Raw genomic sequence first — 26,206 nt, forward strand, 5'->3', positions numbered from 1 at the left:
TCCGACCACCCCATCAAGTCCACGAACTCCGGGGTGATTACCGACCACAACTGAGCAGTGATCGTCTTGTCTTCCGCGGCGGCAGAATCCCGCCCGATGCGCGGCTGCGCGGCCGTCACCGCAGACCATCCGTCAGTGCCCTCGGCGACGGCACCCGTTCGACTGCCTCGCGCAGCCGGTCCGGTGACGGATGTAGATACGGCATCGACGAGGAGGCAGACGCATGCCCGAGTAACCCTTGGATCTCGTCGAGCAAAGCCCCGGAGTCCGCGAGGTTGCTGGCGAACCCGTGCCGGCACTGATGCGGGGAAATCGACCGAGCCAACCGCGCCCGAACACACAGCGCCTCGAACAATTCGTTGATCGCACCCACCGTCATCGGAGCTCCCAACGGTTCCCGAAACAGATTGACCAGCAAGAAGTCGCAGTCGTCAGCCGCGGGCTGCTCGGCGCGTTCGAGGAGGTACAAATCCAGGGCCCGTACCAGCAGGAAGTCGATCGGTACAGCTCGTGAGTTCCGCGATTTCGCTATCGCGCCGTTCGAGTTCTCTCGTCGCACCACATGCACGTGCGCTCCCCGTACCGGACAGTGGTGCACGGCATTATCCGGCAGCAGATGCAGGTCACTGCGCCGCATCCCGACCAACTCTCCGCGCCGCATTCCCGCTCGTGAGAGCATCAACACGATCAGCCGATCGCGCGCAGACCGGCACTCCCGAAACAAGGCGATGACCTCCTCGTCGCTCGCCCGATCCACCACAGTTTCCGGCTCGTGCAAGCTGTGCCGAGCCCGCAACCGGTACCTCAACCGCGCACTCTCACCCTGCGCCGCCAACGGTAGGTCACGAGCATCAGCCAGCTCGTAGATCTGTTCGAGTACCGCCGCCGGCGCTTCCTTCGCCACCACCGCGAACGACAGGAACCCTCGAACTGCGACCAAGATCTTGTTGATCCGCCCCGCACCACGCACCTGCCGGGCATCCGGGCCCGCCAACACCACCGAACCGTCCGATCGCGTGTACTTCAACCAGACGATGAACAGTCCGATATCTCGTGCCGCTGTGCGCCATTCACGACCGGTGCGGTCACACCATCGCAAGAACAGCGAGATGGCTTCGGCATACGCCTTCGAAGTCGACTCCGCCCGATCCCGGCCGAATCGTAACTCGCGCAAATACCTGTCCGCGATCGACTCCACCGCGTAGTTGTCATCGACCACAGTCCAATACGCGCCGCCCGACGGCATCCGAACCCGAAAAGCTCGCACAATTGCCTCCACTCCATCGATCGACGAGGAACCACAGAGCGACACCCCCAAAGAACCGTCGCACGAGACCCACACAGTGTCTCCCACACGACGTCACGCCACAGGCTGAGAACCCCCGGAGAAGGCGACCTCGACCGCAGAGTCCTTCGGCTCGGGTACAAGCGCAATCTTGGAGAGGTCCGCGCCTTGCTCGACCGCTGCGAGCAGACTCAGATCCGGCATTCCGATCACGGCCGCGTGTGAACCGCTGGCAGTGACCGAGGCGAGTAGGCCGACCAGCACCGAAGACGTTCCGGCGACGCTAGCAACGGTTCCCCGGGCAAGTCCTCCACGCGGAAGAAGCTTCGCGATCGGAGAGGGCACGGGAAGCGTTCGCAGCGTGGTCTGAGCGGTGGCCACAATCGGTGTCGGCTCGTCGACCGACCGCAGCATCACCGCAGGCATGGCCGGCTCAGCACCCTCGGATCGGGCGGGAATCGCCGCCATCTTCCGGCGCAGCTGTTCGAGCTTCTCCGCCTTACTGAGCGCGTCCGAGGCGGGGGCGATCGGCTGTTCGCTCATATCGCCGCCTTCGCACATCCCTGAACCCGATCCGATTTGCCCCACCAGTGTAGTCGAACATAAGTTCGATCCGCACACTTCCTCAAAGCCGGCCCGCCGCCTTGCACCCCAGCTCAGGGCATCATCCGAACGGTCCAGCACATCCGCGGGCAGGTCCTTCGCTACGAACCGGGCAGCACCGCCCCGTGCAAGAAGGCCCGCCCCATTCGGGGCGGGCCTTCGAAGATTGGGACGAGAACGATGGTTGCCATACCGCGGACGGTAAGCGCGGCGGGTGCACCGGCCCCGGGACTATGTCAGAGCATCACAGTCCGTGCACGCCAAACGCGCCCATCTTCCAGTCGGCCACTGCGTAGGGTCGACATGCTCCTGCTGCTCCATGCCTCGCGTCGACCGGCCGCACACCGTTTCCAGGTCGTCCCACGATCGCCCCTGAGGATCAGGCCAGTGGACGGCGTGCACGTGACCGGCCGTTACCGCTCCCGGTACGTATCGGTCACCGCCGAAAGTAGGATTGTCCTGCGCCGTATTCTGGAGCGCCGTGCAATAGCTCGGCATGAGTCCACAGTAGGCCGGTCATCGACCCGTTGGAGGCCCCGTTGGGCCATCGGCGCCCCCACGACTGGTGCGGTATTCGTTGTCCATCTTCACGACCTCCCTGTCGTGTCCGGCCGGTCGGCGTTGAGCGGTCCCGCCTCTGATCCCTCATTCCGCTGCGAGATGCGCCGGATCGTCCAGGCGCAGACCGCGAGCAAGCCCGTCATGGTCGCGACGAGGAGCACCTTGAGGATGGTCGAGACGTCCGAGGTGATCGCCGCGTAGATCAGGATGGGACAGGCGACGATGACGAGGGCGAGCGCCCATTCGCGTATCCGCCAGGGATTGTTGGATCGCCGAGCAACGGGTCCGCCGAGCAGACCTCCGGCGAGCAAGACCCCCAGCCCCACCGTGAATGCGGAATTCATATTTCCCCTCTGCGCCCCGCGACCGTGTTATCGATCGCCTGTGCGGAATGGTCTCATCAGCCACTGACGGTGAGAGCGGGTCGGCTGGCTGCGGTGATCGCAACAGTCATCGTGGTCTTCGCGGCAGTAGGGATCTCGGTGATTCCGGCCAGGAGCTCGATGACCTTCTCGAACGCGGCCTGCACCTCTCCCGGGGCGGCGGCCGGATTGTTGGCCACGGCCAATGCCTTGCGGGCGAGTCTGGTGCGTCGTATCTCGGCGCCGGTGAGGTGGCGGTTGCCTGCGACGATGTTGGCGCGGGCCTTGGTCCGTGCGTTGGTATCGGCGGCCGTGAAGGCGCGGTACGCGGTGGTGGCGGCGTCGACGAATCGTTGGATCTGGTCGTCGCTGTAGGGGACGTTCTCGAGGTGCCGCTCCTGGGCGGTCTCGAACGCGGCGTAGAAGGCTGCGGTGGCCGGTTCGTTGACGTCGCCGAGTAGGGGGCGGTCGAAGATCGATTCGAGGTTGGTCTCGAAGTCCATCAGCCCGTCGCAGGTCGCGTTGTAGGCGGCGACGCCCTTCGCCCAGAGTTCGAGCTGAGCGGCACGGGCCTGATCGCGGCGTTCGTGTTCGGTCTTCCGTCGGATGCGTGCCCGGTTCGCCGCGACGACGAGCGCAACTGCCAGACCGATCGCGGCGATGCCGCCGAAGATGATGGCGACGATGGACCAGTCGAACGGTTCGGAGGCCTGGGCGGTCGGCGGGTTGGGGGCGGGTTGCGGCGCCGGGAGGGGGGCGGCACCGGTCGGGTCGTCCGCATCATCCGCGTCGAGCGGTGAGAGCACTTGCCGGAGGAGGACGTTCAGCATTTGCGCACCGGTGCTGGTGACGATGCCGCCGATGGCCATCGCCATCCCTGCCCCTGGGGATTCTCCGTACCGGCGAGCGTTCATCGCTTTGATACCGCCACCGAGGATGAAGAGCACGCCAATCACTGTTGCGGCCAATAAGCCGTAGTCGGCCAGACGGCCGATGAGGTCAGCCGTTCCCCCGGGTGGTGTCATATCCTCATTCATGGTCACAGGTCCAATCTGTGGTCGATTGCCCTGGCGGTGTTTGCCCACCGTCAGGGCTTTTTCTTGAGGGTGTTAGGTGCTAATCGTCAACATATTGCTGACGATTAGCACCCTTTCCCGGATCACCAGGAGTCCACGGATTCAGCTCGAGCTGCCCGAGTCGCCGCCGGCACCGCCGGCACCGCCGTCGGTACCGCTCGTGCCGCCGTCGGTGTAGTAGATGCTCGCGGGGACATAACCGGCCGCCGAAGTTCGCGGTTGCCGAGCTGCCGGGCTCCCCGCACCGCCGATCGACCGGTCACGGGCATCGTCCTCGACCGCAGCTTTGGCAAGCCGATCGAGATCGGGCTCGACGGGGTCGGGTGCGTCCAGTTCTCCGCCCCTCCGGCGCACGAACGCGATGATCATGGTGACCGCGAGGCAGATGACGCCGGCAATGAGTCCGGCCAGCCATCCCGGCCCGAGATCGGTGGGCGAGGTGGGAGTGATCGCGCCACCGCCGCCGCCAGGCCAGAGGAGTGCAACGACCACGCCAATGACCGCGGCGAACGCGAGTTCGATGAGCAGGATGCGGCGCATTCCAAGGGTCATGCTGATGTCTCCTTCGGTGAACGAACCGTCAGTGTGCCGTAAGGGTCTGTCATGTTCACGACCCGCTCAGAAGAGCACTATCTGATGCTCGGCGGCCGCGGCGTCGGTCCGCCGCCGATAGGCATCAGCAAGTTTCCGGACCGCACCCTCGCTGTATCCCATCTCCTTGGCCACCCGAGACCAGGTCAACCCATCCTCGTGGTGGAGTTGCCAGGCATCGCGCGCGTCGTCGTCAGCGATCATCATTTCACCCTCCCAATTTTGGGCATGCGGTTTTACAGCAACCGTCACGCCTTTCCCTCCGAGTCAATTTCAATTGAACTCATAATATCGAATAAAACAAAGTTCCCCAACCCTTTTGCGTTAATTTATCGAGTAATTTACGGCGCCTTCATAACCAATTTGGAAACCATCCGTGGCGAAGCGACCACGTCGCCACCGCGCCCACTGCAACCCTTCCACCCCAGTTCAGACGTTGCATTGGCGGCGTCGCTAACTTCGGAGGAGAGGTGAGGGAGGATTTCGTGAATTGCGGAGTCAACCCCTGAACACTATTAATTCCCGGCGCGCCGCGAGAGCACGCCAAACGAAAGGATCGCAAAGGGATACTCGGCCGGGCTTCGACTCCATACTTCACATTTCCTTGGAGTGAAAATATGGCGCGAATTGTGCTGCCGGCCGCCCGTTAAGAATTGTGGTGATCCATGCCCCGCGCCCGGGTCCTGATTGGGCGGGGCTGGATCCGGGCCTATGTTGCGGTCGCGCGCTGCCCCCTCCTAGTCTTTCGGGAGAGAACACCGGGCAGGCTCCTACTGCCCGGTGTTCTTGTTCCCGCGAGGTGGAGGGATCAGACTTCGGCCGCCTGGGCGCTCGCAGCGGCTGCGACGAGGTCGATCGTCACCTTCTCGAGCCAGGTCCGAGGCACATTCCAGTACCGGCTCTCGTCGTTACCCAGCTTGGCGACCTTCACCTTGCTGCCGTTCGAGAGGACTACGAACAGTGTGGACGGATCGATATTCGCCGCCTTCACTCGAACAGTCGAGCCGAGCTCAAAGGGCGTGACCGCCACGATCGGCTTCGCCAACAGTTCCTTGGGGGCGGGCACGATCTCCCCAGGGTGGGCCGCCAAATTGCGGCCGACACCGTCGAGCGGCCGCAGCTCGTAGTTCACCTTCATCCGGCGAACCACCTCGAAAACGCGCCCTCTCAGGGACTTGGTCACGTATTCGGGGTCGATGATGACCTGGTCACCGGACTGAAACTCGTTCTCCGACATCTTGTTCGTTCTCCCTTGGGTATGTGGGTTGTGTTGCGGGGATGGTCCACCGGGCAGGCTCCTACTGCCCGGTGGCCCCCACTTCTGCGTGCGATGAGAGCTCAGCTGCCGACGTCGTGATCGTCGGAGCCGTCGATCCTGGCGCAGATCCTGCATTCCCATCGGCCCCTGACTCGGGTGCAGGTCCGCCTGCTTTCGCAGATCCAACACTGGCTGGCTCTCCGCTCGGGGCCGTTTGGTTCTCTGAGATCGGCGTCGGCGCCGGGTTCGCTCTGGTCCTGGCCTGGGGCTTCCGGCTCAAGGATGCGAATCTCCTGCAGCATCCAGCCGAAGGCGATGCGGCATCGTTCGCACACGTCACCGTCCTGAGCGACGGATGATGAGCAGGGGCGAATTTTGCACGGACTGAGCAATTCCAACTGCATGGGACCTCCTCGTGTTGGCGTTGTTACATCGCCTGTTCCAGCAGAACCTGGACGGCCTTGAACAAGCAGTCCGCGCACTCTGTGACCCGATGTTCGGTTCGCTCCGGGGTGGTGTTCTCCCACGGTTTGCCGTTGTGGTGGAGAGCCACGGAGTAGCCGTCATCGCCGATGTGGAAGGCCCCGTACATGCCCGGAGACCCGCCGTCGTACCCGATGGCACCGGCCTTGTAGTACAGGTAGTCGCAGGTAGCGTCCGGGTCGACGGTCAGGTCGGCTTCGTTGGCATCGGCGAGGCGGTTGAACTCGGCCGCAATTTCGGGGTTGATGTGGATGGTCACGGGCAGAATCCCTTTCAGGATGGGTGGGTCGATCGCGGAGACTGAGACGCCGCTATCGGTCACTCGGGGCTCCAGCTCATGCCGCGATCGCCGATGTGTGCGACCTTCCCTGCCGGTGCGGCGCTGGCGTACTGGTGCAGTGCCGTGCAGGCGCGGGTGATCGCGCAGCCGAGGGCATCGGGAGAGTTGCCGAGTGCGTCGACGCTGGCCTCGCCCATGGCCAGGGCGACCGAGTCGCCCTGGTCCTCGTACAGGCCGACAGCCCAGCTCGTGATCGGCGAATCGGTGGTCAGAGCGGGTTCACCGTTGGTGGTGGCGAGGAGGTAGATCGACCGGCCGTCGGCAGTGCGGCCGGGATTGCCGGTGAGGGCGTAGCAGTTCCCGCCGGTCGAGGTCACCTCAGGATCCCCGACGCCCGCCTCTGCCAGTCGACCCATCTCGTGGGCGTAGATCTCCTCCAAGGTGCCGAAGTGCCGGTAGTCGAGCAGCTCGGACGTCCCCACGACGGGAGCCATGGATGCTGTTGCTGTGCTCATGGTCAGTGACCTTTCGTACGGGATCGGACCACTCGCGTGCCCCGATCGTTCGTTTTGCCGTGCTGGCAAAGGAGAGTCGGATCGGCGGTATCAGGGCATGGCGCAACCCCTGGGCCGGGAAGTTTCTCTGCGAGCGCCAGCGAGTGCGGGTTGAGAAAGTTTCCGGAGCCTTGTGCCGGCGCTTGCGCCGCCAGGGGTTGCGACAGGACCGCCGTCGATCAGGATCGGAAGGCCAGCACGTCAAACGAACGATGTTCTTCAACAGGGCGGAGCGCAGCGGAGTTCGAATCAAGGGACACCGCAGGTGGCCAGGTAGCCGCCCGAGGCGGGTACATCACGAACCGAGTCGCCCGATGCGGTCAGTCGTGTTGGGTGTGGCGCCGCGCCTGGCGGCGAGCGTGCCTGGCCATGAGGTGCTTCCGGTTCTTCTCGCTGCGAAAGATCTCGTTGTTCACTGCTTGTTCGATCTTTCCGGGATCGTCGAGCACGCGTTTGGCCGCGAGGCGCATCAACTCGGCGCGATCGGACCCGAGCTGTTCTGCCAGCCCGTCGAGCTTGTCGCGTAGTGGTGGGTCGAAGTGCACATTCGCCCTGGCTGGATAGATTTCAGGTCTGAGGTCTCGCAGTGGGGCGATGGTTTCGAGGTCCGTGGTGAGATCGCCGGGCTCGTCGAGTAGGCGTCGTAGGGCGACTCGGAGCAGTGCGGTGTTGAGCTTGTCCCCGTATCGGCTGGCGAGTCTCCAGATTTGCTGCTTGCCGGAGGGGTTGACCATGACGTCGACCCAGTCGGACAGGCCGGTGCGCTCGGCCTCGCGGAGCATCGGATGCTTGTAGCGACCGGGGGTTTCGAGAAATCGGTGCAGCGCGATCCGCATGAGTGCGCTGACCGTGGTGTCGTACTCGGCGGCCAGCGCGGCGAACTTCTGCGCGGTGTCCGGTTCCAACTTGATTTTGAGCATGACCAGCGGGATCGCCCGCAGCGTTTCCGAGAGTCGCCGCTGTTCGGCGAGACCAGTTCCGACGGCTTTGGGTTGGGTGACGAGGCGTCGGCAGGCGACACGGATAAGCGCGCCGAAGCGGCGGGGCCCGATGCCCTCGGCGATCTCTTCGAATCGGCGTTTGGTCTCGGGGTCGAAGCGAAGCGCGATGGGATCGCCCACGGGGATCCGACCTGGCTTCGACTCCGTCATCCCTCGATCTTCTCTCCGGCAGTGGGCATGGTTGTGCCCCGGCATCGGGGGGGAGTGACGCCGGGGCACAGGGGGGTTCTGCGAACAAAATTGGGGGGATGCTCAACAGAACGAACCTGAGTCTACGGAGCGCCACTGACACGCGATCGCGCGGCCGCGGTGCGTCTCAGATGGGCTTGGGCGGAGTGAACCACCGGTCCGCCTGTGGTTGCGCACCGGCACAGGGCGGTGTCCGCACCGTCTGCCCGCATGAGCGACAGAAGTGCGTGCGGTGGCCGCCGTTGCTCGCGGTGTCACAGGCGCACACCTCCCAACCGACGACACACGTGTTCGGCCCGAGCATGTGCCCGGAGGGGCAGTGCACCGGAGCCTGTTCGACGTGCTTCACCCCTCAATTTTCGCACATCCGTTCGATAGATGTAATCTTGCTGCTGCCTCGGCTCGGAGAGAATCCGCCGGGGTGCACAAATCTCGCACCGCCGATGACCTGCAATTTCGGCGTCTTGAGGACTGGAGGGCTGATCGGATGGCGCCTGGGGACACGGTCATGCTGCACCCGCAAGGGGTCTCGAAGTTCAAAATTCTCTCCATCGATGAGGACGGCCACGCACTCATCGAGTCCTTGCTCGCCAGTCCGGGCACCTATCCGTTCAGCGTCCAGACGAAGTTTCTGGTCCCGGCCGATTCCTAGCAGTCAGCCGCCTCGACTGAGCTCATCATCGCCCGCGGGATGCGTGGTCCGGGCACAAGAGGCCCGGCGCAACGGTCCATCCCGCTGCGGTGAGCCATCGTTCGACCGGCTTGGTCAGGTCGCCGCACCGCGCCTCTTCAGCGAGTACGCCGGCGAGGATGGGTCCGTCGCCACAAATACTGCAGGCAATATCGAATGCCGGTTGCCCTGGTTCGCAGTGCCGACAGTGGTGTCGACTGATCAGCGTTCCGCGGTGTTGGGGATCGGGATGAAGCCAGATCACCGCGAGGTCAGCGCGTTGATGCGCTGCCTCGGCGCGAGTGGTCGGCTCGTGGCCGCAAGTCGGGCACATGCGAGAGTTGGCCGCCGGCGGGCCAGCGACTACGGCGGCCTCCTGCGCGAGCGGTGCGACGTCCACCCTTCGCTTGTTTAGATGCCCATACACCGTGGTCCGCGGCGCTTTCAGCATGTCGGCGATCTGGGCGACGGTGTGCTCTCCTGCGTCGTACAGGCGTTGAGCGAGTTCAATCTGGTCTGGACCGAGCTTCGAGGGTCGACCACCCTTGCGGCCGCGGGCACGGGCGGCGGCCAGTCCGTCACGAGTGTTGGCCGCGATCATCTCGCGTTGGAACTCGGCCAGGACCGACAGCATCCCGAACATGGCGCGGCCCTCGGCGGTGGCGGTATCTATGCCCTGCTCGAGGACCCTCAGACCGATTCCGCGCTCTCGCAGGTCGGCGCCGAGGGTGATCAGGTGCAACATCGACCGTCCGAGCCGGTCCAGCCGGGTGATCACCAAGACGTCGCCCTCGCGCAGCCGCGACAGCACCAGATCGAGTTGAGGGCGTGACGCCTTTGCCCCGCCCGCCTGGTCGACGTGAATGTCCTCGGCCGCCACTCCGGCGCGGCGCAGCGCATCGACCTGGTGTTCGGGGTTCTGGTCTGCGCTGCGCACCCGCGCGTAGCCGATCAACATGTGTCGAGAATACCTTCGGCAGGGTTTTTCGACATAGTTTTTCGACACGAGTTTTCGACGCTCTGTGCTGGCACTTCTCCGTGTCGACGGGGTGTCGGAAACGCATCAGAGCAGTGCACACAGACGGGCTCGTGGGCATTTCGTGCCCGGGCGGTACTGGTGCGGCATGCGGGTGATCGCTCAGGCCGATCTGTGCAGGTGGACCCGTAGTCTTTCCTGGTGTCCGCTCCCCCCGACGACCTCTCCGCCGAGCATCCCCCGGTCCTGCCGTCACTGACCGCACTGGGTCCGTCGGCGGATCCGCACGTGATCACCGTGCCTGCCCGGACCGGCACGAACATCGAGCTGCGGATCCACACTTGGCTCACGGCATTCGATGTCGCGGCCGCGGAGTGGGTGCCGGCGGCATCGGGGTTCGCGGTCACCGTGCTCGTGCACATCGTCGACGCCGCAACGGGCCTACCGCGGTATCTCCCCGTCACCGAGCCGGGCGAGTGGGCGCGGGCGATCTTCGCCGATGCCGACGCGACGCAGGGGTATTTCCTCGGCGCCGTCGACCCGGACACCGGTGAGCACCGGGACGGGCAGCTGGCCTACCGGCTCTACCTCGACGCCGACCGGCAGGCGATCCGGGCGCCCCGCCAAGTCGTTGGATGTCCGCACTACCGCCTGCAGGCAGGCGATACCGATCCCGAGATTCGGATCGTCACCACCGCCTGACCCAACGACAGGTGCCCTCCATCCAGCCGGACAGCGTCAGAACGCCCTGCGGATGTTCTCCACCGGGCCGTTCCTGGTGCGTCTCAGGGATTCCGGCCATTGCCTGACTCTCGCACGGTCACGCGCGCGAGCATCTGTTCCATCTGCGGCCACCCCACCCGCAGATCGGCGGCGATCATCCCTGCACGGGTGTCGAGCTGCGGCTCGAACGCGGCGAAGATCACCCGCGCAGCTGGGGCGAGGACCTCGTGTTCAACGGCTTCAACGGTCTCGCGTGACCAGCGGTCCTCGTTGGTGGTGGTGTCGGGTTCCCCGAACAGCTCCGTCAGCCGGTACCGGACGTATCCGGCCTGCTCGAGGTCGGTTGCGGTGTAGAACTCGGTCATAGTTCCCCTTGTGCGTTCGGGCTTGGCAGTTCCGATGTCTTCTTACTGGGCAGTTGTACCGATCCGCCTCCGGCGGGCGATACACAGCGCAGGAGGTCGTTTCCGACCAAGGAGTTCACCAATGTTAGACCTGGGATTTTTCTCTGCTTTCCCTGAGTTCACCGATGCCTGGGTGGCAGTAGCTATGTGGTGGGACTCGCTTCCATTCAACTAACTCCGGAGGTGATGACGGTGATTCCGATCTCCCCGTACGGGTTGGGAACGAGCTGGATGGTGTGGACACCTTGGCTGGTGCCCATCGTTCTCTGGTGGAACTCCTGGCACTGACCCAGTACCTACCGCCCGCCGCCGGCGACGGATGGGCGGTGACGGCTGTGTGGTTGTCGCGATTCTGAAACCGGCGGCGGCTCGATGCAATCGCGCTGTCCTGAGCCTTCTACCTGCGTAGCTCCCAGGTCGCGGGCACAATCGGGCGTATGCGGCTGATCGCGCCCATGCTGGCCACGGCCGGCACACTCCCGGACGACACGGCGGAACGGCCGTGGAGTTTCGAGATGAAGTACGACGGGTGCCGGATGCTGGCCTCGGTTGGCGGCGGCCACGAGCCGGTGCTGTGGACCCGCGCCATGAACGTGGTGACACCCTCATATCCCGAGATCGCCGAGGCATTGACAGCAGCGTTCGGCGGCCGCGGGCGCATCGTTCTCGACGGTGAGGTAGTCGTACTCGATCACGGCAAACCCTCGTTCGGACTTCTCCAGAGAAGAATGGGTGTAGCCCACGCGACAAAGCCGCTACAACGACGAATACCTGTGACATTCTTACCCTTTGACGTCCTGGTGCTCGACGACCTGGACCTGATGAGCGCCTCGTACCTGGATCGGCGGGCAAAACTGACCGAGCTGGATTCGATCATCCAGGACGTCGGCGGACTGCCCATCACCGCCCCTCCGCACTGGGAATTCACTCTCCCTTCCGACACCTGTCGGACTCGTGGTTGATCATTGCTCAATTGGTCATGAGATGGAGGGGCTGGACGTGGACTCTGGATTGGCTGCACAGCAGGGTTGGACGCTGAATTTCTATGATTTCCAGCGCAGGTGGGCGTCTGTCGAAAGTTTGGTTTCCGGCGTTGACGACGTACTGACGCGGGCGAGGCGGAACGGGGCGGTCGACGGCACTCCGTTCTTCATCGACCCTTGGGGCCGCGCAGATCCGCTGGTCAATGCGTACTGGAGGGCACCGAGGCCGGGTGCGATGGGGTTGAAGATCGATACTGTGCGCCGATACGCGTACTCGCTGAAGGTGTGGCTGGATTTCCTTCATGCGGTCGGCGCACGGTGGGACACGGCGGCGCGTGATGAGCTGGCGATGTTCAAGCAGTGGCGTCTGTCGGCAGAGGAGAACCCCGATGCGATCTCGCCCAGCGCATTTCACGTCGATAGGGCGGCTATCCGGCGGTTCTACGAGTGGGCTGCTCACCATCGACCGGTGGATAACCCTGTCCGTGTCCGCCTTATCGATCGTGGTCTCGATGGCGTAACAGCGAAGGAAGTGCTGGAGGGCACACCTTCGGCGGTTCGCCGGGCGGATGTGAAGTGGATGACCCCCGAGGCGTTCCGTTTATGGCGCAATCTCGGCCTCCGTGGATTCACCATGGACGGGCTACCGGCCGATACCTGGCAAGGTCGAACCGAGGACCGCGATACCGCATTCGCAGAGGGCCTGTTCGGCACCGGGCTGCGGATGGGCGAGTGGTCCAGCCAGCTGACCATCGAGATACCGGCGTCGCATGGCGCTGGGCTATTTCGGGGTCAGCTGTCGGCGGCGTGCGCGAAAGGAGCTGTGGGGCGACGGTTCTGGATGCGTCGGAGAGTTGCACAGTTGGTCCGCTACTACATCGACGACGGCAGCCGAGCCGCGGCGATCGCACGCGCGCAGGTCGCCGGCCGATACGAGCATGTGCAAGGCCGCTGGTTGCTGCGGCAGGTTCGCCGGGGCGGCGTGATCGAGGTGGTCGACGATTTAGGGCGCCTGCGTGATGTCCATCTCGACGCGATGGGCCCCCGGCTTCGGATGAGGCTGTTTCGGGAGGGCGACGGCGGCCTGGAACCGGTGTGGTTGTGGTTGAACGACGACGGTACGCCGCGACCGAAGAAGGCCTGGTACAAGACGTTCGATCGCGCCAATACCCGGGTTGCGCGGGCGATGGGCACCGTGAATGGGCAGGCCCGATTGTGGTGTCGACCGCATATGCTGCGGCATTCTTTCGCGTTGCGCTGGTACTGCATTGCGACCTTCGTTGCCTGGCATCGGACCAACGTGCTGACGACAAAGGAGCAGCGCGACTTCCGTAACCAGCTCGGGGATGTGTGGTATCTGATGGCGACCCTGTTGGGACACAGTAGTGCCGAGGTCACCCGGGAGGTGTATCTCGAACCGTTCAAGGCACTGGAGGTCGAGCAGCTGATCGGGTTGATGGATGCCGATGACCGGCACGCGCTGGAGAAGTTGGTCGATGTCCTGGCGCTCGGAGAGCCGCGGGTGCTGACGGGGGCCACCTCGTGAGCGGCAAAGGACGCCCGGCCGCATTACCGCCCCAGGGTTGGCAACCACCCCAGCGAAGTCCTGGCCTCGTCGTGGAATTCGTGAGCGACGATGGCGGCCAGCGGAAGGCTTTCGATTTCGGCGTCCTACCCGGCCATCCGAGCGTCCGAGAGGAACTCGCGTCGGCATTCAGCGAGGTCACCGGGCCGCTGGGGCGTTGGCGGCGGCTGCAATCGGCAGAACGCATGTGGGCGGTGGCGCGCAGGACGAACAAATGGGTGGCCGAGAACCGTCCGACCATGTCCGAGCTCGGCGAGCTCACCGTCGCTGATGCCCGAATGTTGCTGCACGCGTTGCGGACACCTGCGGGTCATCATCCCATGTCGGAACTGCGAACGCTGCTCAGTTGCTGCCCCGCCGTGAAGGAGGAGGTTCTCCGCGAGATCGCCCGGCATAAGAACGTCGGGACTAAAGGTGGCGGCCACCAGCCCTATACCGAGCAGGAATGGAGATGGATCAGCACCGCCATGCGGACGGTGATTCGTCGTGCTCGGGAGCGGATAGTCGCTCATCGACAGCTCGTCGCGGACTTCCGGGCCGGGAAGCTGGACGACCGTGACACCAGGGACCCGGAGCGATGCTTGGGTGAGGTGTTGGACCACTATCTGCGCACCGGCGACTTTCCCCATGCGACGAGCAATGGGTTTCCGACGCAGTCGGTCAGAATCGCCAGCCTGGTGACCGGTCGCCCGCTCAGATCGCTGCTGCACTTGTCGACCGGCGAGGCGTGGGCGTTCGGTGCGCTACTGGTAGGACTGACCGGCTTGAACCCATCGACGGTCTTCGAACTGCCGGTCCCGCGGATTCTGGCGACCGCCCCACACGAACCCGGAGTCGTCTTCGTCGATGCGATCAAACATCGGCGTGGTCCCCGCGCTGCCATGACGATTGCGTTGACAGACCTGCGCACCGAGTTGCATCCACCCGACCACGATCGGCGACCACAGCACGTGCGCGAGACGTCGTTGACCACACCGTATGGCGTATTCATGTCGTTGTTGGACTTGACGGAGTCGGCACGTCACATGGTGGGCAGCGAAAAGGCTTTCACCTTCTACGTCCGAGCAACGCAGACCTTGACCGCCACAACGCCCAAGGTCCGAGGCGAACACCGTAAGAGCTGGTTCGCTGAGGCTCTGACCGGCGACCCGGAGCGCGATGACGTTCTCCTGGGGTTCTCCTTGAACCGGCTACGCAAGACCCACCTCGAGCGGCATCGGCGCCCGGTGGCTCACACACCTGCCACCCTCGGCCGCTATCTGCGGAACATGGACACGGTCACCGAGGAGGGCTATCAGCTAATCCGGGAGGCGCTCGATGAGCAGGTTGCCGATGCACGGAAGCGGCGAAGGATGCACGTCGAGGCGTTGGCGTCGCTGGGATCCGACCACGACACCGTGATCGGAGCCTGCACCGATTTCGACCATTCACCACACGACGGCGGAGCGACCTGTCGGCAAACCTTCCTGACCTGCCTCGACTGTTCCAACGCCCGCGCGTTCCCGCGGCATCTTCCGTTCCAGCTCGCCGTCCTCGATGAGCTGCAAAGACAGAGGGACCACGTGTCGGCGCTGCGGTGGGTCACCGAGTTCGCCGGCAGGGTAGCGCAATTGGAAGAAATCATCGCCGAGTTCGAACCCGCACAGCGCACGCAAGCCCGCGACCAGATCACCGACCTGCACCGCCGCACGGCGGCCCGCTTGTTGACAGGAGACCTCGATCCCATATGACCAGCCCATTCCATGACGATGAATTCCGCATCGACGGCCTGCCCATCACCTCGACGACGACAGTGCTGCAGCGCCGCCGACTACACGACGCCACGGCGATGCTGTCGCGCTTCGCTGATCCGGTCTGGGACCTGTTCCCCGCCTTGCCCGACCGACACCGCGCCAACCAGGCGATCCACTGGGACACCTATCCCCAGCCACTGCTGTTCGCCTGCAAACTCTATGTCTTCGCGCTGGTCAACGTCACCGAGCACGCACCCCGCGTGGCCGGGTCACGTGCGGACGTGCTGTCGATTCCGTCGATCTGGGCCGATCTGTCGCACCTGCGGGTATTCCTCCGTTGGCTCGCCGACCGCGGTATCACATCCTTGGCCGACGCCACCGAGATCGATCTGGATCGCTACTACAGCCATGTTCGGGAACAACCCGACTCCACACCCCGTCAGCGCAAGTTACTGCTGGCCGTCCAACGCCTCCACCTCTACCGGGACTATCTGCCCGCGTTCGCTCGAATGCCCATCGCCGTCCTATGGGGCGGTGCCAGCGCGGCGGAACTGGCAGGCGACCCGGATCCGCGGCGCCTCGGCAACCGCACCCCACGCATCCACCCCGACGTCATGGGAAAGTTGCTGTCGGCGGCACTGCTGGTGACCGAAACAATCGCCGCCGACGTCCTGCCCGCCGCCCGTCAGATGATCACCATGCGCGCTCTGGCCGTGTCCGTGGCCGCGGACCCAAGGCCATACAGCCACTGGAACACCACCCGCTGGAACGCGGCCGAAGAGCAGCTCGCCCGCGTACTGCACGCCTTCGCCGCGGCCGGTCACCCCCTGCCAGGCCGTCGTGACGGCAGGCGCACAGTTGTCGATCTCGCCGGGCTGGTTCACGCCGGCCAGTTGCCGCATGTCGCACAGCTCAAACTAGATCCCTGCGCCGCCGCCATCACCAACAGCGGCCTGCCCGTCGTTCGTGACCTGCTACGGGTTACGAAATTCACGAAGGTCGGGGACCGAGCATGGCACGACGGCCCAGTGGAAACATCCGAACTGCGCCCACTGATCCGACACATCACCACCGCCTGCTTCATCGTCATCGCCTACCTATCCGGGATGCGGGTCGGAGAAGTGCTCAACCTCCGGCGCGGCTGCGTCACCCGCGACCCGAAGCTCGATCTGATCTTCCTGTCCGGCCACCAACTCAAGACCACCCCACAGAGAGCCGAACGCTCACCCGCGACGATTCCCTGGGTCATCAATGCTCAGGGCGCCCAGGCGATTGCGATTCTCGAAGACCTCGCTCCCAGTGCGACGCTGTTTCCGTTCGGGCACTTCGGAACCGCCAACTGGTTGCGATCACCGCGCACCCGAACCAAAAACAGCCTCGCCGACGACGTCCACGCCTTCATTACCTGGTTCAACACCACCATCGCAGATACCGTCGATCACCCCACCATCGGTGAAGACGAGCACGGACCAATCACTGGGGTGAGGCTGCGCCGCACCCTCGCCTGGCACATCGTCCGCCGCCCCGGCGGCACCATCGCCGGCGCCAACCAATACGGCCACCTATTTACCCGAATGACTCACGGCTACGCCGGGCAAGCCGACGCCGGATTCCTCGACGAGATCACCTTCGAGCAATTCTTACTGCGGACAGAGCAACTGCACGACGACCACCAGCGCCTCACCCGACGCGAACACGTCTCCGGCCCCGCCGCCGACACCTACCGGCACCGAGTCAGGGAGGGACAACGGTTCAACGGTGTCACCCTCACCAGCGCAGCACAGGCGAACACCGCACTGTCCAACCCGGACCTCCAAATTCATCACGGAGCACTGCTCACCTGCGTCTGGCGTCCGGAAACCGCAGCCTGCCAAGCCCCCACCAACGACGAGAACGGCCCGGTCTGGGCGCGTTGCCGACTGAACTGCAGCAACATCGCCTACACCGAACGCGACATAACCGAGCTGCGCAACCATGTCACGAAGCTCCGCACCGATCTCGACCTGCAGGTGCTGCCTCTGCCGCTACACCGCCGCCTCCACGAGCGCCTGACCGAACACGACAGAGCGATTCACGCCCACGAGTCGACGCGCCCCTAGACAGGAACGGCACCATGCCTACCACCGATCGTCTCGCCCAGCTCAAAGCCGAGCGTCAGCGCATCCGCGATGCATCCCAGCGCTTGCTGACCGGCACTTCTGCATGCAGCAATGGCAAATTCACCATCTCTACGCTCGCTACCGAGGCCGAGGTGTCGCGCCAACGTCTCTACGAACACCACCCCGACCTCGTCGCAGATTTCAAGGCAAGTGCTGGCCTGGGACCGATCCCGCCGAATATAGACGCGCTGCAACAGCAATTGGCGGATGCTCGAGAACAGATCAGGGAGCTCAAAGCCCGCGAGGCCACGAATCTCGACCAAATCAAGACCCTCTGCGCGGTAATCACAGAACTCACCCATCAGGACCACGCCGGCAATCTGATCGCCCTGCCGACCGCTGGACCTCGACCACTGAAGTATTAGCAGTAGCGCGACTCGATGCTCGAACCGACGGTCTTTTGATGAGCTAGAGTGGCGCCGCGAGTTCCGACACTGCTGTCGGGCAGTGAATGGGAGAATCAGAGCAGCAAAATCATGCTAAATGCCGCGAAAAGTGCTGGTATGGAAGGAATTTTAGCCAAACGTTCGACTTCGATCTACCTTCCGGGCCAGCGGAGCCGAGCCTGGATCAAGCACGCAATCCGCACTCGCAGTTCGGTTTTGGTGATCGGCTTCGTCGGCTCCAGTCGATCGGTCGCGGCGCTGATCCTCGGGGCGTATGACGCCGAGAACCGATTAGTCCAGGTCGGTTCCGTTTCTTCCGGACTCACGGTGCCGATGCGCCGACAGCTCCGGGAGGACTTCCGGCCGCTGGAACGCCCTAGCAGCCCTCTCACGGACCCGTCAGCGGCCGCGGAGACCTTCCCCGGGGTTCAGTGGCTGACTCCTCGACTGGTCGTGGACGTCGCCTACAGGGCGCACACGGCGGGTGGTTTGCGCCATCCCTCGCTGAAAGGCCGGCGCTTCGACGTCGATGATCGCTCGGTTCGTGTGGAGGACCTGTAGACCGGCCAGAGGAAAGCCGCCGACACCTTCCCCGGCGTCAGCGGCTCCTCATCCCCAATGTCGTCGGGAACGCTACGCAATGTAGGTCTTACCCGGCTCGGGGGTGACCGTGACGCCATATCGCCTCTCGGCAAGTGGTCGCTCGCAGCGACTTTTCTGGTGTGGTACCCGGGGTATGCGCGCCACCGTCAGCTGCTTCAACAGCACACGGTGTGGTGATATTCCGGCGCCTGGCCGCCTGAAGGAAACCCGCTTCGAAGATCGTGTGAGCGACACTCCGAGACGGCATTGGGACACGCCCGACTTGGGGCGTGGTTGTTAGGCTCAGCGATGCGCCCCAGGGGCGCATCGCTGCTGTTCAGAGCCGGTCAATCTGCCCCCGGCATTCTCCGAATTTGGTCTAGCGTGCGCAGTCATGACGAACTTCCTCGCTCTGAACGGTGACGCACCGGGCCTCACCCATGTGGTTGCGGTCAGGCTGCCGACGATCGAAGATGTCTTCCAGTTCCTCGGCCCATGGGCTGGATACCTCATGGTCCTGGGCGGGATTGCCGCGCTAGTCGGGTACATCTCGTCCACAGGACTCATCGGCCGCATGAACATGAGCAAAGAAGGCACGGTACTGCTTAGCGGCCTGGCCGCTTTTGTCCTCGGATTCATGGTCTGGCTGGGGTAACTGCGTGGTCAGTGGGCGTTCTCGACGGTGATCGGCTTCAAGAGGTCGGCGCCGTTGTTCTTGACGTTGTTGACGGCCTTGGACACCGGATAGGTGTCGAGGCTGCCCGGCGCCGGCGGCGCCATCAGGGATCGGGCGTAGTCGACGTCGGTGTTGGTCGGGTCGAGCCAATCCGCCCAGTTCTCCGGGACAACGCTCATCGGCATCCGATCGTGAATGTGTCCCACATCGTCGGTGGCCTCGGTCGTGATCACCGAAAATGTGACCAGCCAGGCGTCCGGGTCCTCGTCGGGGACATCAGGGTTGCGCCAGAAATCGAAGATGCCGGCCAGAGGCAGAATGTCGCCCTCGGCAGGGTGGATGAAGTACGGCTGTTTCAGCGGCTTCCCGGACTTGCCCACCTCATCGGTCGGGAACCACTCATAGAACCCGGCCACCGGGACAATCCCGCGCCTCGACTTGAAGCAATTCCTGTACGCAGGCTTTTCGTGCACGGTCTCGGCGCGGGCGTTGATCATGCGGGAGCCGATTTTTGGGTCTTTCGACCAGAAGGGCGTCAAGCCCCATTTGAGGTTGCGCAACTGTCGCTGGGGCCGTTCGTCGGTGTCCTTCGGTACCCGGGCGATCACGACTGGGGAGGTCTTCGTGGGTGCCACGTTGTAGTCCGGCGACATCTCCGGGTCGGCCCGCTCGGGGTCGATCTCGAAGGTCTCGAGCAGCGTTTTCCGGCTCGTCGTCGATGCGTAGCGACCGCACATACCGATAGCGTGCCACGACCTAGGTGCCGTGAGGTGATGGTTCGAGTTGTCTATGTCGCGTTTCCTGGGGACTCAGGATTGTCGAGCCTTGGGGGTTGGTCTTGGGCGCGTTCGACAAAGGTGCGGCCCGAGTTCGGCACACTGGGGGCATGGCGGATCAGCAACGGGAGAAGTCGTGGTCGGCCCGATACGTATCGCTGTTGGCTACCGAACTCGCCGCCCGCGGCGTGCAGTACCCGGACGAGATGCTGGCGGCGTTCATTGACGGCAATGTCACCACGGTCGCCGCGATCGCCGGCATCAGTGAGCGCGACGCTCAGCTGACGATCAATGCAGACGCCGTTCCGGCGTGGGCCGACATGGTTGCGGGAATGACGATCGAATGCGCGGACGTCGACGTCGCCGAGGCGTCGTGGGTGCGCATCTCGATGGCGACGGCGGCGAAGACCACAGCTGCCCTGGCCCAATGTCACGAGATGATCGTGCACAGCATCGAGACCGAACAGGAGCTGGCCTCCGAGGACGAGGCCACCGCAGACACCCTCACCGTGCTTGTCGCTCAAGGGGACACAATTTCTCGGTTGTCGCGGCACCTGGCCATCGTGATCGCGGAGACCGCATTCACTGCAGGTGATGTGCTCGTCGAGGAGGACTTCTACGAAGCGGTCCTCGAGGTACTCACCGACATCATCGAAGGCGACGACGCCGAAATCCACGACCAACTGCTCCCCGGCTGGTATTGCCAGGCCTGGCACGACCCCAATCCCTTCGCAGGGCCATGGGAGTCGTGTGGGAACCCGGCGCACTCGCTCACCGGGATACTCGCCGCCGCGGTCACCGAACTCCAGGACACCCACATCCACGTGGAGTAACCAGCCGGCCACCGACGAAGAGTCGTCGGACAGCACGGAACGCCCATCCTTTCCCTGGGGTCACGCCCGTTCACCGATTGATGACGCCATAAGCAAGGGGGTTCGGTGTATGCAGCGGGTCAGGCTTACCGATGAGAGGGTGATTGGTAAGCGGTTCACCGAGAATGGCCAGGCCGCCGCGGTGCAGGGTGAGTCCGGTGATCGATGCCACCAGGACAACCGTCTTGTCGTGGACCATGAGGACGATCGTTGATGCGGCGACGTGGTCGGCGCGCAGTTTCCAGATCCCGCGGCCGCGCTCCCACAGTTCTTGCGGCGTGAGATCCGGGGAGTAGCCGATGTGCGTTCGGCCGAGGGGGTCGTCGGTCTCGGCGGGTGAGGATTCGTCGAGCCTGACCCGAACTGCGGTGATCCGTGGTGGGAGCTGCTTCGGGCGGAATCCTTGCAGCTCGGTCAACGACCCTCTCTCGCGGTCCCGAGGCAGGTGGATATAGGCGGGATAGTGCCTACCTGCGAGGTTGACCGGAGGCAGTTCACCGGTCGCGGAGAAGCGTTGTTGCTCGCAGAATTGCACGCGCCGCTCGATGTCGTCTTGTAGGGGTGTGTCGACGATGTCGAAGCCGCGCTTCTTCAACGCCCATCCGAGCTCGGCAGTGTGCCGGCCGGGAAGATACGTGGAATGAAAGTGCCCGGCATCTTCCGGCACGGCCGAATGCATCTCCTCCCGGCAGTCCTGCGGCAGCGCATCGAGGAGGCGCAGCATGCACGCGCCGAGCAGGCTCGATATCGGTTCGCTCAGCGTGGGACGATGCTCGACGGTCGCGATGGCGGCGTACACGCTGACCATGCGAACGAAATATGCCTCCACCAGCGGGAAGATCTCGTCCCACCACTCGACTGCCTCGGCCGATTTGCCGCAGAACTGGGCGTAAACCGGGCTCTCATCGAGGATGCGGACCGCGGTCGCGGCCGAATCGTCCAGCGCGTCGAGAATCAGTTGTGCGTGCTCTGTGATCTCACACTTGTCGCACGGGTGGGCGAGCACACGGAAGGTGGATTCACTGCGCCGAAACCTACGATGACCGCAGCTGTAGACGAGGCAGCCAGGAGCTACGCAGTACAGGCATGCGTGGAGATCCCCCTGCTTCCACGTCGCGTGCGATCGCCGTTGCAGCGGCGTTTCTCGCCACTCGTGACCAACAGGGCAACGCCACCAAAGCATCTCGTGTGAAGATGCGGTGATCGAATCAAGATCGACCCCGGCATTGCGGGCCCGATGCAGTTGCCGAAACAGTTCTGGGTGCTCATCTTTGAAACGCATACTCCCCCCTTGTGTCTCCTGTTCGAGGCCCTCAGTGGGCGTCGCGGAAGGCCTGCTCGACCTCGGCGGGGATACGGCCGCGGGAAGAGAGCTCGTAGCCCTGCTCGAGCGCCCAAGCGCGGATCTTCTTCGTTTCGTCCCGCGGCCGCTTCCCGGCAGTGGGGTTGCCCGGTCGGTCCGCGCGGTGCTTGCGGCCGCCGACCCGGGTGGAGTGCGCGATGTAGTACTCGAAGGTCTCTCGGAGTTCCTTCGCGTGCTCGTCTTTCAGGTCGATCACGTACTCGACGCCGTCGACTGCATAGTGGATGCTCTCGCCGTCCTCACCGAAGGCTGTGCCGTCGATGTCGTCGACCATCTCAACTACGACCTTGCGTGCCACAGATTCCACTCCTCGTTCTTCGGTACAGACCGGATGACAGTACTGGCAGTATCAGAAAACTCCGCGGATCCCGGGTCCTATGGGTTCGTGCCCCGTTCGCCGTCCTTGGTGGCCGCGCTGGCGCTACGCGCTTCGGCGAGTTCGGCGCGCAGCTCATCGGCTCGCTCGCGGGCGGTCGCTGCCTGCGCCTGCGCGGTCACGAGATCCGCCTTGGTGGCGCCGAGTTCGTCGCGGAGTTCGCCGGCTCGCTCGCGAGCGGCCGCTGCCTGCGCCTGGGCAGTTGCGAGATCCGCCTTAGTGGTGGCGAGTTCGTCGCGGGCTGCGTCCGCCCGGCTGCGTTCGGACTGCACCGCGGTCCGGGCCTCCGTGAGGTCGGCCTCGAGCCGCTCGATGCTGGCTGTCGCCGCCGCTGCTGCGCGATCGGATTCACTCCGGACCTGGTCAATCTGAGTAAGAAGGTCGGCGTTGTGGCGACGCAGCGACTCGACAAGTTCATGCTGTTCTGCCGCCTTGTCGCGGTGCTCGGCAGCCGCGGTCTCCATCTCTTGTCGCCACCGATCGAGGACGGCGGCGTGTTCCTCAGCAAGCACGGTCAGCTCCTCCCCGTGCGCTACCCGCAGGGCCTGCACCTGTTCGGCGTGCTCGCGCTGGGCTTCAGCCAACGCCGTCGCTGACTCCGCGGCCGCCGCTTCGGCGGCCTGGGCGGCGACGTCGGCATTGGCGCGGTCATCGAGCGCCGCCTCGAGCTGGTTACGGAGTTTCTCGATCTCATCCGCGGCGTCGGCCTTCACCTTGTCCGCGGTGACCTGTGCGCGGCGTAGGTGGGCGTCTATCGCTGCCGGATCTCCGAGCAGGTCGACCGCACCGGTGATCCGATCGGCGACCGCAGACAGCCTGTCCAATGCGCCGCCGGCCTCCTGCCGCAGCAAGGGCAGGACCTGCGCCAACGCGGCCGCTGCCTCCGCCGGGTCGGTAGGCAGTTCCGCCTCTGCCGCGGCGGAGGCGGTCTCCTGCTTTTGCCGCGCCCGCCAGGCCCGGACCCGGTCGGCGTCCGACGCGTACTCCCGGGGCCTACCCGGCTTGTTTTCAGCCATTTTCGACGCTCCCACCGTTGACGTGAGGTAAATCGTAACACATTATCGTATCGTTTCATTACGTATCCATTATGAAATGAAACGATACGAAACTGTAAAACGTGTAGCGCGCTTCACAAAAGGTGTGTAGCGTGCTTTACGTAAAGCCCGCCGATGAAGGAGAGACGGAATGTCGCCGACCTATGCCGCTCACATCGTGACCAGCGACGCCGTCGCCCTCGGCGATCCCGAGATCCTCGTGATGACTTCCCCGGACGAACCTGGCCTCATTGCCAGCTATCCCCTGGCCGCCGACGAAGCCCCAGAGGACGTCCTGGCGGCGAACGGGTGGCGGGTCACCAGCGGCGACACTCCCGCGGTCGAGAAGGGCTACAGGATCGTGGAGGTCGAGTCCGTCGATTGGGAGCAGATCGTCAAACACGTCACCTTCGCCAAGGCGCAGGCAGAGATTGAGGCGGGCCGGCGGGACCTCGCGTGGCGTACCGTGCTCCGCGATGCGATGCGCGCCGGCGGTTCAGCTACACGGCTCGCAGGAGCGGCCGGAGTCAGCCGCGAGCGGGTCTACCAGATTCGCGACGGTCGCCGGTAAATCCCGACAACGGATGAAGACGAGCAGAGTTCCCGGTGCTGTTCGGCGGCCTGGGGGTCTTCCTCGTCGGTTTCATGACCTGGCTGGCGTAACAACCCCGGATCAACAGAAATCAGCGACAATCGGGCAGTGACGGACTCTCACGGATCCGGTGGAATGGCAGCGTGGTGGGTGAGCACCACCCAGGTACCCCGTTGGGGAATCCCGCTTTTCGTCAGCCTCTCGATGTTCATCGGCTTCTTACTTGGCCGCTGGTTCGAGGTTCCGGGATCGTCCGAGTTCTGGACGATTGCGGGCCAACCTGTGGCGACTCTCTTCGCTGGGCTAGCTGCGTTGGGGGCGGCTATTCTCGCCTACATCACAGGTAAACGTGCGTGGCACCAGGCGAAGGAACATCATCGCTCGGACAGGAGCTGGTCAAGGCTTCAGTGGGTGATCGACAAAGGTGCAAGCCCAGGTAGTAATGATCCAGGCCTAACGGAAACGCTGCGTGAGAAGATCCTCGACGCGATCGAAGCCGAGTCTTACAGTCTCGACGACAGCACATTGAAGGAGGCCGTCGTCGCCTACTCAACCGAAGTTATTGACAGGTATCGCGAGGTTAAGGATGCTCAGCCAGGCGTCCTAAAAACCTAAGGTCCGGATGCAGCGACCTCCTGACCACTGCAACACCAGCGATGACGCCACAACTAGACAGGCCGCACGATGAGCACTCTTCGAGAGCAGATCGCCAACCTAGAACCCATCGAGTACGCGCGAGACGCACACGCAGCGGCGCGCTCGGCGAAACGTCGCGCTGAACGGTTGGGTCGTCCCGTACCGGCCTCTGCGCTTGAGATCTTGGCCATTCCTGAGGACGAGCTGGCCCGTCAGCGTGAGAAAGCAATCGAAGTTGCCCGCGAGGCCGCAGCGAGTACACCTTCAACACGAGCGAATGAGGTCAGTGGCGTCGGCCGCGATCACGTCCTCGATTCTGACGTTGAACTCGAGGAGGAGGACGAAGAGGACGAATACGAGGAGGACGAGGAGGACGAGGACGAGGACGAGGACGAGCGGAAGGCGCGCCCCAGGAAGAGCATTTCCGCAACTCGGAGGACCGGGGCGAACGTGAAACGAACCGCCCGCGGCGCCCGCGGCGAGGGGACACAGCCCAGGCCCCGACGACGAATGAGTAGGTAACGCGCACCCCCCGCGACGTCTTCTCAGGAGTCGCCGCTCACCCCGAATCAACAACGGTGGGGACGCCGCATCAATCCGACGCTTCCGCAAGATGTCTGTAGAGGGTTGCTCGTCCGATTTCGAGGACGGCGGCGATCTCAGTTTTCGGTGTGCCGTCCTCAAGCATTCGCAGGATCTGGCGTGCTTTGGCAGGGGTGATCTTGGCTGGCTGGCCACCGACCCGGCCACGAGCGCGCGCTGCGGCGAGGCCGGCCAAGGTGCGTTCCTTGACCAACTCACGTTCAAATTCTGCGAGAGAGCTGAATATGTGGAACACCAATCGTCCTGTGGGCGTGGAGGTATCGATACCCTCGGTCAGGCTCCGGAAGGCCGCCCCCTTGCTTTCGATGAGTCCTACCGTCTCGATGAGATGACTCAGCGAGCGGCCAAGCCGGTCCAGTCTCCACACCACCAAGGTGTCGCCGACGCGGAGGCTGTCGAGAGCCTGTTGCAGCTGCGGGCGCTCCTTCTGCGCGCCTGAAGCAACTTCTTCCCACACGCGTAAACAGTTCTCGGCCGCCAGAGCGTCTCTCTGAAGATCCAACGACTGATCGGCGGTTGACACTCTCAGGTACCCCAATGTCAGTTTCAGATGACGCCTGCACGACGACCAGGCAATTCACGCATCAGTGCAGCCTACTGTTGACATTCTTTATCGGAAGTGGGCTGCATAAGCAAGCGGTCTGACTTCGACCGTCAGTGAGCGAGCGTCGAGATGTGAGCCCTGGGTAGTGTGAGAATCACGAGCACCATTCCCTATTCGCCATTCCCGATTACTGGATCCCGCACTCCCCGGCCCCTGTGAAAGCACTGCCGCACAGGACGATCAGATCACTGGATGGTACGCCTGCCACGGGGCCGAGAGTTAGGCCTGTC

Annotated in this window: 31 protein-coding genes and 1 pseudogene; 14 read left to right on the forward strand and 18 right to left on the reverse strand. The window is 64.0% G+C overall.

What is annotated here, in order from left to right; all coding sequences use genetic code 11:
* Positions 1–115: 115 nt before the first annotated feature.
* The 5 genes from MLGJGCBP_RS48975 to MLGJGCBP_RS48995 all read right to left on the reverse strand — a co-directional run bounded on the left by MLGJGCBP_RS48975 (position 116) and on the right by MLGJGCBP_RS48995 (position 4,439).
* Positions 116–1,219 (reverse strand): tyrosine-type recombinase/integrase, encoded by a 1,104-nt coding sequence (locus MLGJGCBP_RS48975; RefSeq protein ID WP_328799672.1) that lies wholly within the window; start codon positions 1,217–1,219, stop codon positions 116–118.
* A gap of 141 nt (positions 1,220–1,360) precedes the next feature.
* Complete coding sequence (locus tag MLGJGCBP_RS48980) at positions 1,361–1,828, reverse strand: hypothetical protein (RefSeq protein ID WP_160103059.1); 468 nt, start codon at positions 1,826–1,828, stop codon at positions 1,361–1,363.
* A 647-nt stretch (positions 1,829–2,475) separates the two neighbouring features.
* Positions 2,476–2,793 carry a hypothetical protein gene (locus MLGJGCBP_RS48985; RefSeq protein WP_160103061.1) on the reverse strand — a complete coding sequence of 106 codons (318 nt, stop codon included), beginning with the start codon at positions 2,791–2,793 and terminating at the stop codon, positions 2,476–2,478.
* Positions 2,794–2,849: 56 nt separating this feature from the next.
* Positions 2,850–3,836 carry a hypothetical protein gene (locus MLGJGCBP_RS48990; protein WP_160103063.1) on the reverse strand — a complete coding sequence of 329 codons (987 nt, stop codon included), beginning with the start codon at positions 3,834–3,836 and terminating at the stop codon, positions 2,850–2,852.
* A 153-nt stretch (positions 3,837–3,989) separates the two neighbouring features.
* The gene (locus tag MLGJGCBP_RS48995) at positions 3,990–4,439 is read right to left on the reverse strand and encodes a hypothetical protein (RefSeq protein ID WP_160103065.1); all 450 of its coding nucleotides are present in this window, start codon (positions 4,437–4,439) and stop codon (positions 3,990–3,992) included.
* 51 nt (positions 4,440–4,490) lie between these two features.
* Between MLGJGCBP_RS48995 and MLGJGCBP_RS52870 the strand changes: the two genes are divergently transcribed.
* Entirely contained in the window at positions 4,491–4,952 is a 462-nt protein-coding gene (locus MLGJGCBP_RS52870) for a hypothetical protein (RefSeq protein WP_160103067.1), read from the forward strand.
* A gap of 334 nt (positions 4,953–5,286) precedes the next feature.
* Here MLGJGCBP_RS52870 and MLGJGCBP_RS49005 read toward each other — a convergent pair whose 3' ends face one another.
* The 5 genes from MLGJGCBP_RS49005 to MLGJGCBP_RS49025 form a co-directional block, all read right to left on the reverse strand.
* On the reverse strand, positions 5,287–5,715 hold the full coding sequence (locus MLGJGCBP_RS49005; protein ID WP_160103069.1) for a hypothetical protein: 429 nt from the start codon (positions 5,713–5,715) through the stop codon (positions 5,287–5,289).
* Between the two features lie 101 nt (positions 5,716–5,816).
* Entirely contained in the window at positions 5,817–6,140 is a 324-nt protein-coding gene (locus tag MLGJGCBP_RS49010) for a hypothetical protein (protein ID WP_160103071.1), read from the reverse strand.
* Positions 6,141–6,163: 23 nt separating this feature from the next.
* Positions 6,164–6,478, reverse strand: coding sequence for a hypothetical protein (locus MLGJGCBP_RS49015; RefSeq protein WP_160103073.1), 315 nt, complete (start codon positions 6,476–6,478; stop codon positions 6,164–6,166).
* 59 nt (positions 6,479–6,537) lie between these two features.
* The gene (locus MLGJGCBP_RS49020) at positions 6,538–7,014 is read right to left on the reverse strand and encodes a hypothetical protein (RefSeq protein WP_160103075.1); all 477 of its coding nucleotides are present in this window, start codon (positions 7,012–7,014) and stop codon (positions 6,538–6,540) included.
* Positions 7,015–7,373: 359 nt separating this feature from the next.
* The gene (locus tag MLGJGCBP_RS49025; RefSeq protein WP_160103077.1) at positions 7,374–8,204 is read right to left on the reverse strand and encodes a CopG family transcriptional regulator; all 831 of its coding nucleotides are present in this window, start codon (positions 8,202–8,204) and stop codon (positions 7,374–7,376) included.
* A 547-nt stretch (positions 8,205–8,751) separates the two neighbouring features.
* On the opposite strand from MLGJGCBP_RS49025, the gene MLGJGCBP_RS51210 reads away from it, so the two are divergent.
* Positions 8,752–8,895, forward strand: coding sequence for a hypothetical protein (locus tag MLGJGCBP_RS51210; protein WP_201453340.1), 144 nt, complete (start codon positions 8,752–8,754; stop codon positions 8,893–8,895).
* Positions 8,896–8,920: 25 nt separating this feature from the next.
* On the opposite strand, the gene MLGJGCBP_RS49030 is transcribed toward MLGJGCBP_RS51210, so the two are convergent.
* Complete coding sequence (locus MLGJGCBP_RS49030; protein ID WP_160103079.1) at positions 8,921–9,871, reverse strand: recombinase family protein; 951 nt, start codon at positions 9,869–9,871, stop codon at positions 8,921–8,923.
* A gap of 219 nt (positions 9,872–10,090) precedes the next feature.
* Between MLGJGCBP_RS49030 and MLGJGCBP_RS49035 the strand changes: the two genes are divergently transcribed.
* On the forward strand, positions 10,091–10,591 hold the full coding sequence (locus MLGJGCBP_RS49035) for an N-formylglutamate amidohydrolase (RefSeq protein WP_160103081.1): 501 nt from the start codon (positions 10,091–10,093) through the stop codon (positions 10,589–10,591).
* 83 nt (positions 10,592–10,674) lie between these two features.
* On the opposite strand, the gene MLGJGCBP_RS49040 is transcribed toward MLGJGCBP_RS49035, so the two are convergent.
* A complete protein-coding gene (locus MLGJGCBP_RS49040; protein WP_160103083.1) occupies positions 10,675–10,977 on the reverse strand; it encodes a hypothetical protein in 303 nt (100 codons plus the stop codon).
* Between the two features lie 476 nt (positions 10,978–11,453).
* On the opposite strand from MLGJGCBP_RS49040, the gene MLGJGCBP_RS49045 reads away from it, so the two are divergent.
* From MLGJGCBP_RS49045 to MLGJGCBP_RS49075, 7 genes are all read left to right on the forward strand, one after another.
* On the forward strand, positions 11,454–11,978 hold the full coding sequence (locus MLGJGCBP_RS49045; RefSeq protein ID WP_442972148.1) for an ATP-dependent DNA ligase: 525 nt from the start codon (positions 11,454–11,456) through the stop codon (positions 11,976–11,978).
* A gap of 49 nt (positions 11,979–12,027) precedes the next feature.
* Positions 12,028–13,545 (forward strand): site-specific integrase, encoded by a 1,518-nt coding sequence (locus tag MLGJGCBP_RS49050; RefSeq protein ID WP_236581663.1) that lies wholly within the window; start codon positions 12,028–12,030, stop codon positions 13,543–13,545.
* Between the two features lie 80 nt (positions 13,546–13,625).
* A complete protein-coding gene (locus tag MLGJGCBP_RS49055; RefSeq protein WP_160103086.1) occupies positions 13,626–15,314 on the forward strand; it encodes a hypothetical protein in 1,689 nt (562 codons plus the stop codon).
* Positions 15,311–17,416, forward strand: a complete 2,106-nt coding sequence (locus MLGJGCBP_RS49060) for an integrase (RefSeq protein WP_160103088.1) — start codon at positions 15,311–15,313, stop codon at positions 17,414–17,416. Before MLGJGCBP_RS49055 ends, MLGJGCBP_RS49060 begins: the two co-directional genes overlap by 4 nt.
* Before the next feature lie 14 nt (positions 17,417–17,430).
* Positions 17,431–17,841 (forward strand): hypothetical protein, encoded by a 411-nt coding sequence (locus MLGJGCBP_RS49065; RefSeq protein WP_141475986.1) that lies wholly within the window; start codon positions 17,431–17,433, stop codon positions 17,839–17,841.
* A 48-nt stretch (positions 17,842–17,889) separates the two neighbouring features.
* The gene (locus MLGJGCBP_RS49070; RefSeq protein ID WP_236581664.1) at positions 17,890–18,423 is read left to right on the forward strand and encodes an ATP dependent DNA ligase; all 534 of its coding nucleotides are present in this window, start codon (positions 17,890–17,892) and stop codon (positions 18,421–18,423) included.
* Between the two features lie 415 nt (positions 18,424–18,838).
* The gene (locus MLGJGCBP_RS49075) at positions 18,839–19,099 is read left to right on the forward strand and encodes a hypothetical protein (RefSeq protein ID WP_160103090.1); all 261 of its coding nucleotides are present in this window, start codon (positions 18,839–18,841) and stop codon (positions 19,097–19,099) included.
* 8 nt (positions 19,100–19,107) lie between these two features.
* Here the strand turns inward: MLGJGCBP_RS49075 and MLGJGCBP_RS49080 are convergent, their stop codons facing one another.
* Positions 19,108–19,857: an SOS response-associated peptidase gene (locus tag MLGJGCBP_RS49080; RefSeq protein WP_160103092.1), complete on the reverse strand. Its 750-nt coding sequence runs from the start codon at positions 19,855–19,857 to the stop codon at positions 19,108–19,110.
* Positions 19,858–20,006: 149 nt separating this feature from the next.
* On the opposite strand from MLGJGCBP_RS49080, the gene MLGJGCBP_RS49085 reads away from it, so the two are divergent.
* Positions 20,007–20,729: a hypothetical protein gene (locus MLGJGCBP_RS49085; RefSeq protein ID WP_160103094.1), complete on the forward strand. Its 723-nt coding sequence runs from the start codon at positions 20,007–20,009 to the stop codon at positions 20,727–20,729.
* A 70-nt stretch (positions 20,730–20,799) separates the two neighbouring features.
* Here the strand turns inward: MLGJGCBP_RS49085 and MLGJGCBP_RS49090 are convergent, their stop codons facing one another.
* From MLGJGCBP_RS49090 to MLGJGCBP_RS49100, 4 genes and pseudogenes are all read right to left on the reverse strand, one after another.
* Positions 20,800–21,774, reverse strand: coding sequence for a hypothetical protein (locus tag MLGJGCBP_RS49090; protein WP_236581670.1), 975 nt, complete (start codon positions 21,772–21,774; stop codon positions 20,800–20,802).
* Positions 21,775–21,903: 129 nt separating this feature from the next.
* Positions 21,904–22,050: pseudogene (locus tag MLGJGCBP_RS54610) on the reverse strand (zinc-ribbon domain-containing protein); the annotation flags it as partial.
* A 31-nt stretch (positions 22,051–22,081) separates the two neighbouring features.
* On the reverse strand, positions 22,082–22,429 hold the full coding sequence (locus MLGJGCBP_RS49095; protein ID WP_160103098.1) for a histone-like nucleoid-structuring protein Lsr2: 348 nt from the start codon (positions 22,427–22,429) through the stop codon (positions 22,082–22,084).
* Positions 22,430–22,506: 77 nt separating this feature from the next.
* Positions 22,507–23,523 carry a hypothetical protein gene (locus MLGJGCBP_RS49100; RefSeq protein WP_236581665.1) on the reverse strand — a complete coding sequence of 339 codons (1,017 nt, stop codon included), beginning with the start codon at positions 23,521–23,523 and terminating at the stop codon, positions 22,507–22,509.
* Positions 23,524–23,692: 169 nt separating this feature from the next.
* Between MLGJGCBP_RS49100 and MLGJGCBP_RS49105 the strand changes: the two genes are divergently transcribed.
* From MLGJGCBP_RS49105 to MLGJGCBP_RS51215, 3 genes are all read left to right on the forward strand, one after another.
* Positions 23,693–24,112 carry a hypothetical protein gene (locus tag MLGJGCBP_RS49105; RefSeq protein ID WP_160103100.1) on the forward strand — a complete coding sequence of 140 codons (420 nt, stop codon included), beginning with the start codon at positions 23,693–23,695 and terminating at the stop codon, positions 24,110–24,112.
* A 171-nt stretch (positions 24,113–24,283) separates the two neighbouring features.
* Positions 24,284–24,748 carry a hypothetical protein gene (locus MLGJGCBP_RS49110; protein WP_160103102.1) on the forward strand — a complete coding sequence of 155 codons (465 nt, stop codon included), beginning with the start codon at positions 24,284–24,286 and terminating at the stop codon, positions 24,746–24,748.
* 69 nt (positions 24,749–24,817) lie between these two features.
* Positions 24,818–25,291, forward strand: coding sequence for a hypothetical protein (locus MLGJGCBP_RS51215; protein WP_236581666.1), 474 nt, complete (start codon positions 24,818–24,820; stop codon positions 25,289–25,291).
* Between the two features lie 70 nt (positions 25,292–25,361).
* Here the strand turns inward: MLGJGCBP_RS51215 and MLGJGCBP_RS49120 are convergent, their stop codons facing one another.
* Entirely contained in the window at positions 25,362–25,922 is a 561-nt protein-coding gene (locus MLGJGCBP_RS49120) for a recombinase family protein (protein WP_442972149.1), read from the reverse strand.
* Positions 25,923–26,206: the final 284 nt, after the last annotated feature.

This window comes from Rhodococcus sp. T7 (assembly GCF_009872365.1).
GTDB lineage: Bacteria > Actinomycetota > Actinomycetes > Mycobacteriales > Mycobacteriaceae > Rhodococcus_F.

What these genes read in the sequence shown, in the direction of transcription:
- MLGJGCBP_RS49040 (WP_160103083.1), bottom strand. Translation starts at nt 10,977, where the DNA reads ATGACCGAGTTCTACACCGCAACCGACCTCGAGCAGGCCGGATACGTC.
- MLGJGCBP_RS49105 (WP_160103100.1), top strand. Translation starts at nt 23,693, where the DNA reads ATGTCGCCGACCTATGCCGCTCACATCGTGACCAGCGACGCCGTCGCC.
- MLGJGCBP_RS49020 (WP_160103075.1), bottom strand. Translation starts at nt 7,014, where the DNA reads ATGAGCACAGCAACAGCATCCATGGCTCCCGTCGTGGGGACGTCCGAG.
- MLGJGCBP_RS49010 (WP_160103071.1), bottom strand. Translation starts at nt 6,140, where the DNA reads ATGCAGTTGGAATTGCTCAGTCCGTGCAAAATTCGCCCCTGCTCATCA.
- MLGJGCBP_RS52870 (WP_160103067.1), top strand. Translation starts at nt 4,491, where the DNA reads ATGTTCACGACCCGCTCAGAAGAGCACTATCTGATGCTCGGCGGCCGC.
- MLGJGCBP_RS51215 (WP_236581666.1), top strand. Translation starts at nt 24,818, where the DNA reads ATGAGCACTCTTCGAGAGCAGATCGCCAACCTAGAACCCATCGAGTAC.
- MLGJGCBP_RS49045 (WP_442972148.1), top strand. Translation starts at nt 11,454, where the DNA reads ATGCGGCTGATCGCGCCCATGCTGGCCACGGCCGGCACACTCCCGGAC.
- MLGJGCBP_RS48980 (WP_160103059.1), bottom strand. Translation starts at nt 1,828, where the DNA reads ATGAGCGAACAGCCGATCGCCCCCGCCTCGGACGCGCTCAGTAAGGCG.
- MLGJGCBP_RS48985 (WP_160103061.1), bottom strand. Translation starts at nt 2,793, where the DNA reads ATGAATTCCGCATTCACGGTGGGGCTGGGGGTCTTGCTCGCCGGAGGT.
- MLGJGCBP_RS51210 (WP_201453340.1), top strand. Translation starts at nt 8,752, where the DNA reads ATGCTGCACCCGCAAGGGGTCTCGAAGTTCAAAATTCTCTCCATCGAT.
- MLGJGCBP_RS49005 (WP_160103069.1), bottom strand. Translation starts at nt 5,715, where the DNA reads ATGTCGGAGAACGAGTTTCAGTCCGGTGACCAGGTCATCATCGACCCC.
- MLGJGCBP_RS48990 (WP_160103063.1), bottom strand. Translation starts at nt 3,836, where the DNA reads ATGACACCACCCGGGGGAACGGCTGACCTCATCGGCCGTCTGGCCGAC.
- MLGJGCBP_RS49060 (WP_160103088.1), top strand. Translation starts at nt 15,311, where the DNA reads ATGACCAGCCCATTCCATGACGATGAATTCCGCATCGACGGCCTGCCC.
- MLGJGCBP_RS49025 (WP_160103077.1), bottom strand. Translation starts at nt 8,204, where the DNA reads ATGACGGAGTCGAAGCCAGGTCGGATCCCCGTGGGCGATCCCATCGCG.
- MLGJGCBP_RS49085 (WP_160103094.1), top strand. Translation starts at nt 20,007, where the DNA reads ATGGCGGATCAGCAACGGGAGAAGTCGTGGTCGGCCCGATACGTATCG.
- MLGJGCBP_RS49065 (WP_141475986.1), top strand. Translation starts at nt 17,431, where the DNA reads ATGCCTACCACCGATCGTCTCGCCCAGCTCAAAGCCGAGCGTCAGCGC.
- MLGJGCBP_RS49100 (WP_236581665.1), bottom strand. Translation starts at nt 23,523, where the DNA reads ATGGCTGAAAACAAGCCGGGTAGGCCCCGGGAGTACGCGTCGGACGCC.
- MLGJGCBP_RS49075 (WP_160103090.1), top strand. Translation starts at nt 18,839, where the DNA reads ATGACGAACTTCCTCGCTCTGAACGGTGACGCACCGGGCCTCACCCAT.
- MLGJGCBP_RS48995 (WP_160103065.1), bottom strand. Translation starts at nt 4,439, where the DNA reads ATGACCCTTGGAATGCGCCGCATCCTGCTCATCGAACTCGCGTTCGCC.
- MLGJGCBP_RS49030 (WP_160103079.1), bottom strand. Translation starts at nt 9,871, where the DNA reads ATGTTGATCGGCTACGCGCGGGTGCGCAGCGCAGACCAGAACCCCGAA.
- MLGJGCBP_RS49080 (WP_160103092.1), bottom strand. Translation starts at nt 19,857, where the DNA reads ATGTGCGGTCGCTACGCATCGACGACGAGCCGGAAAACGCTGCTCGAG.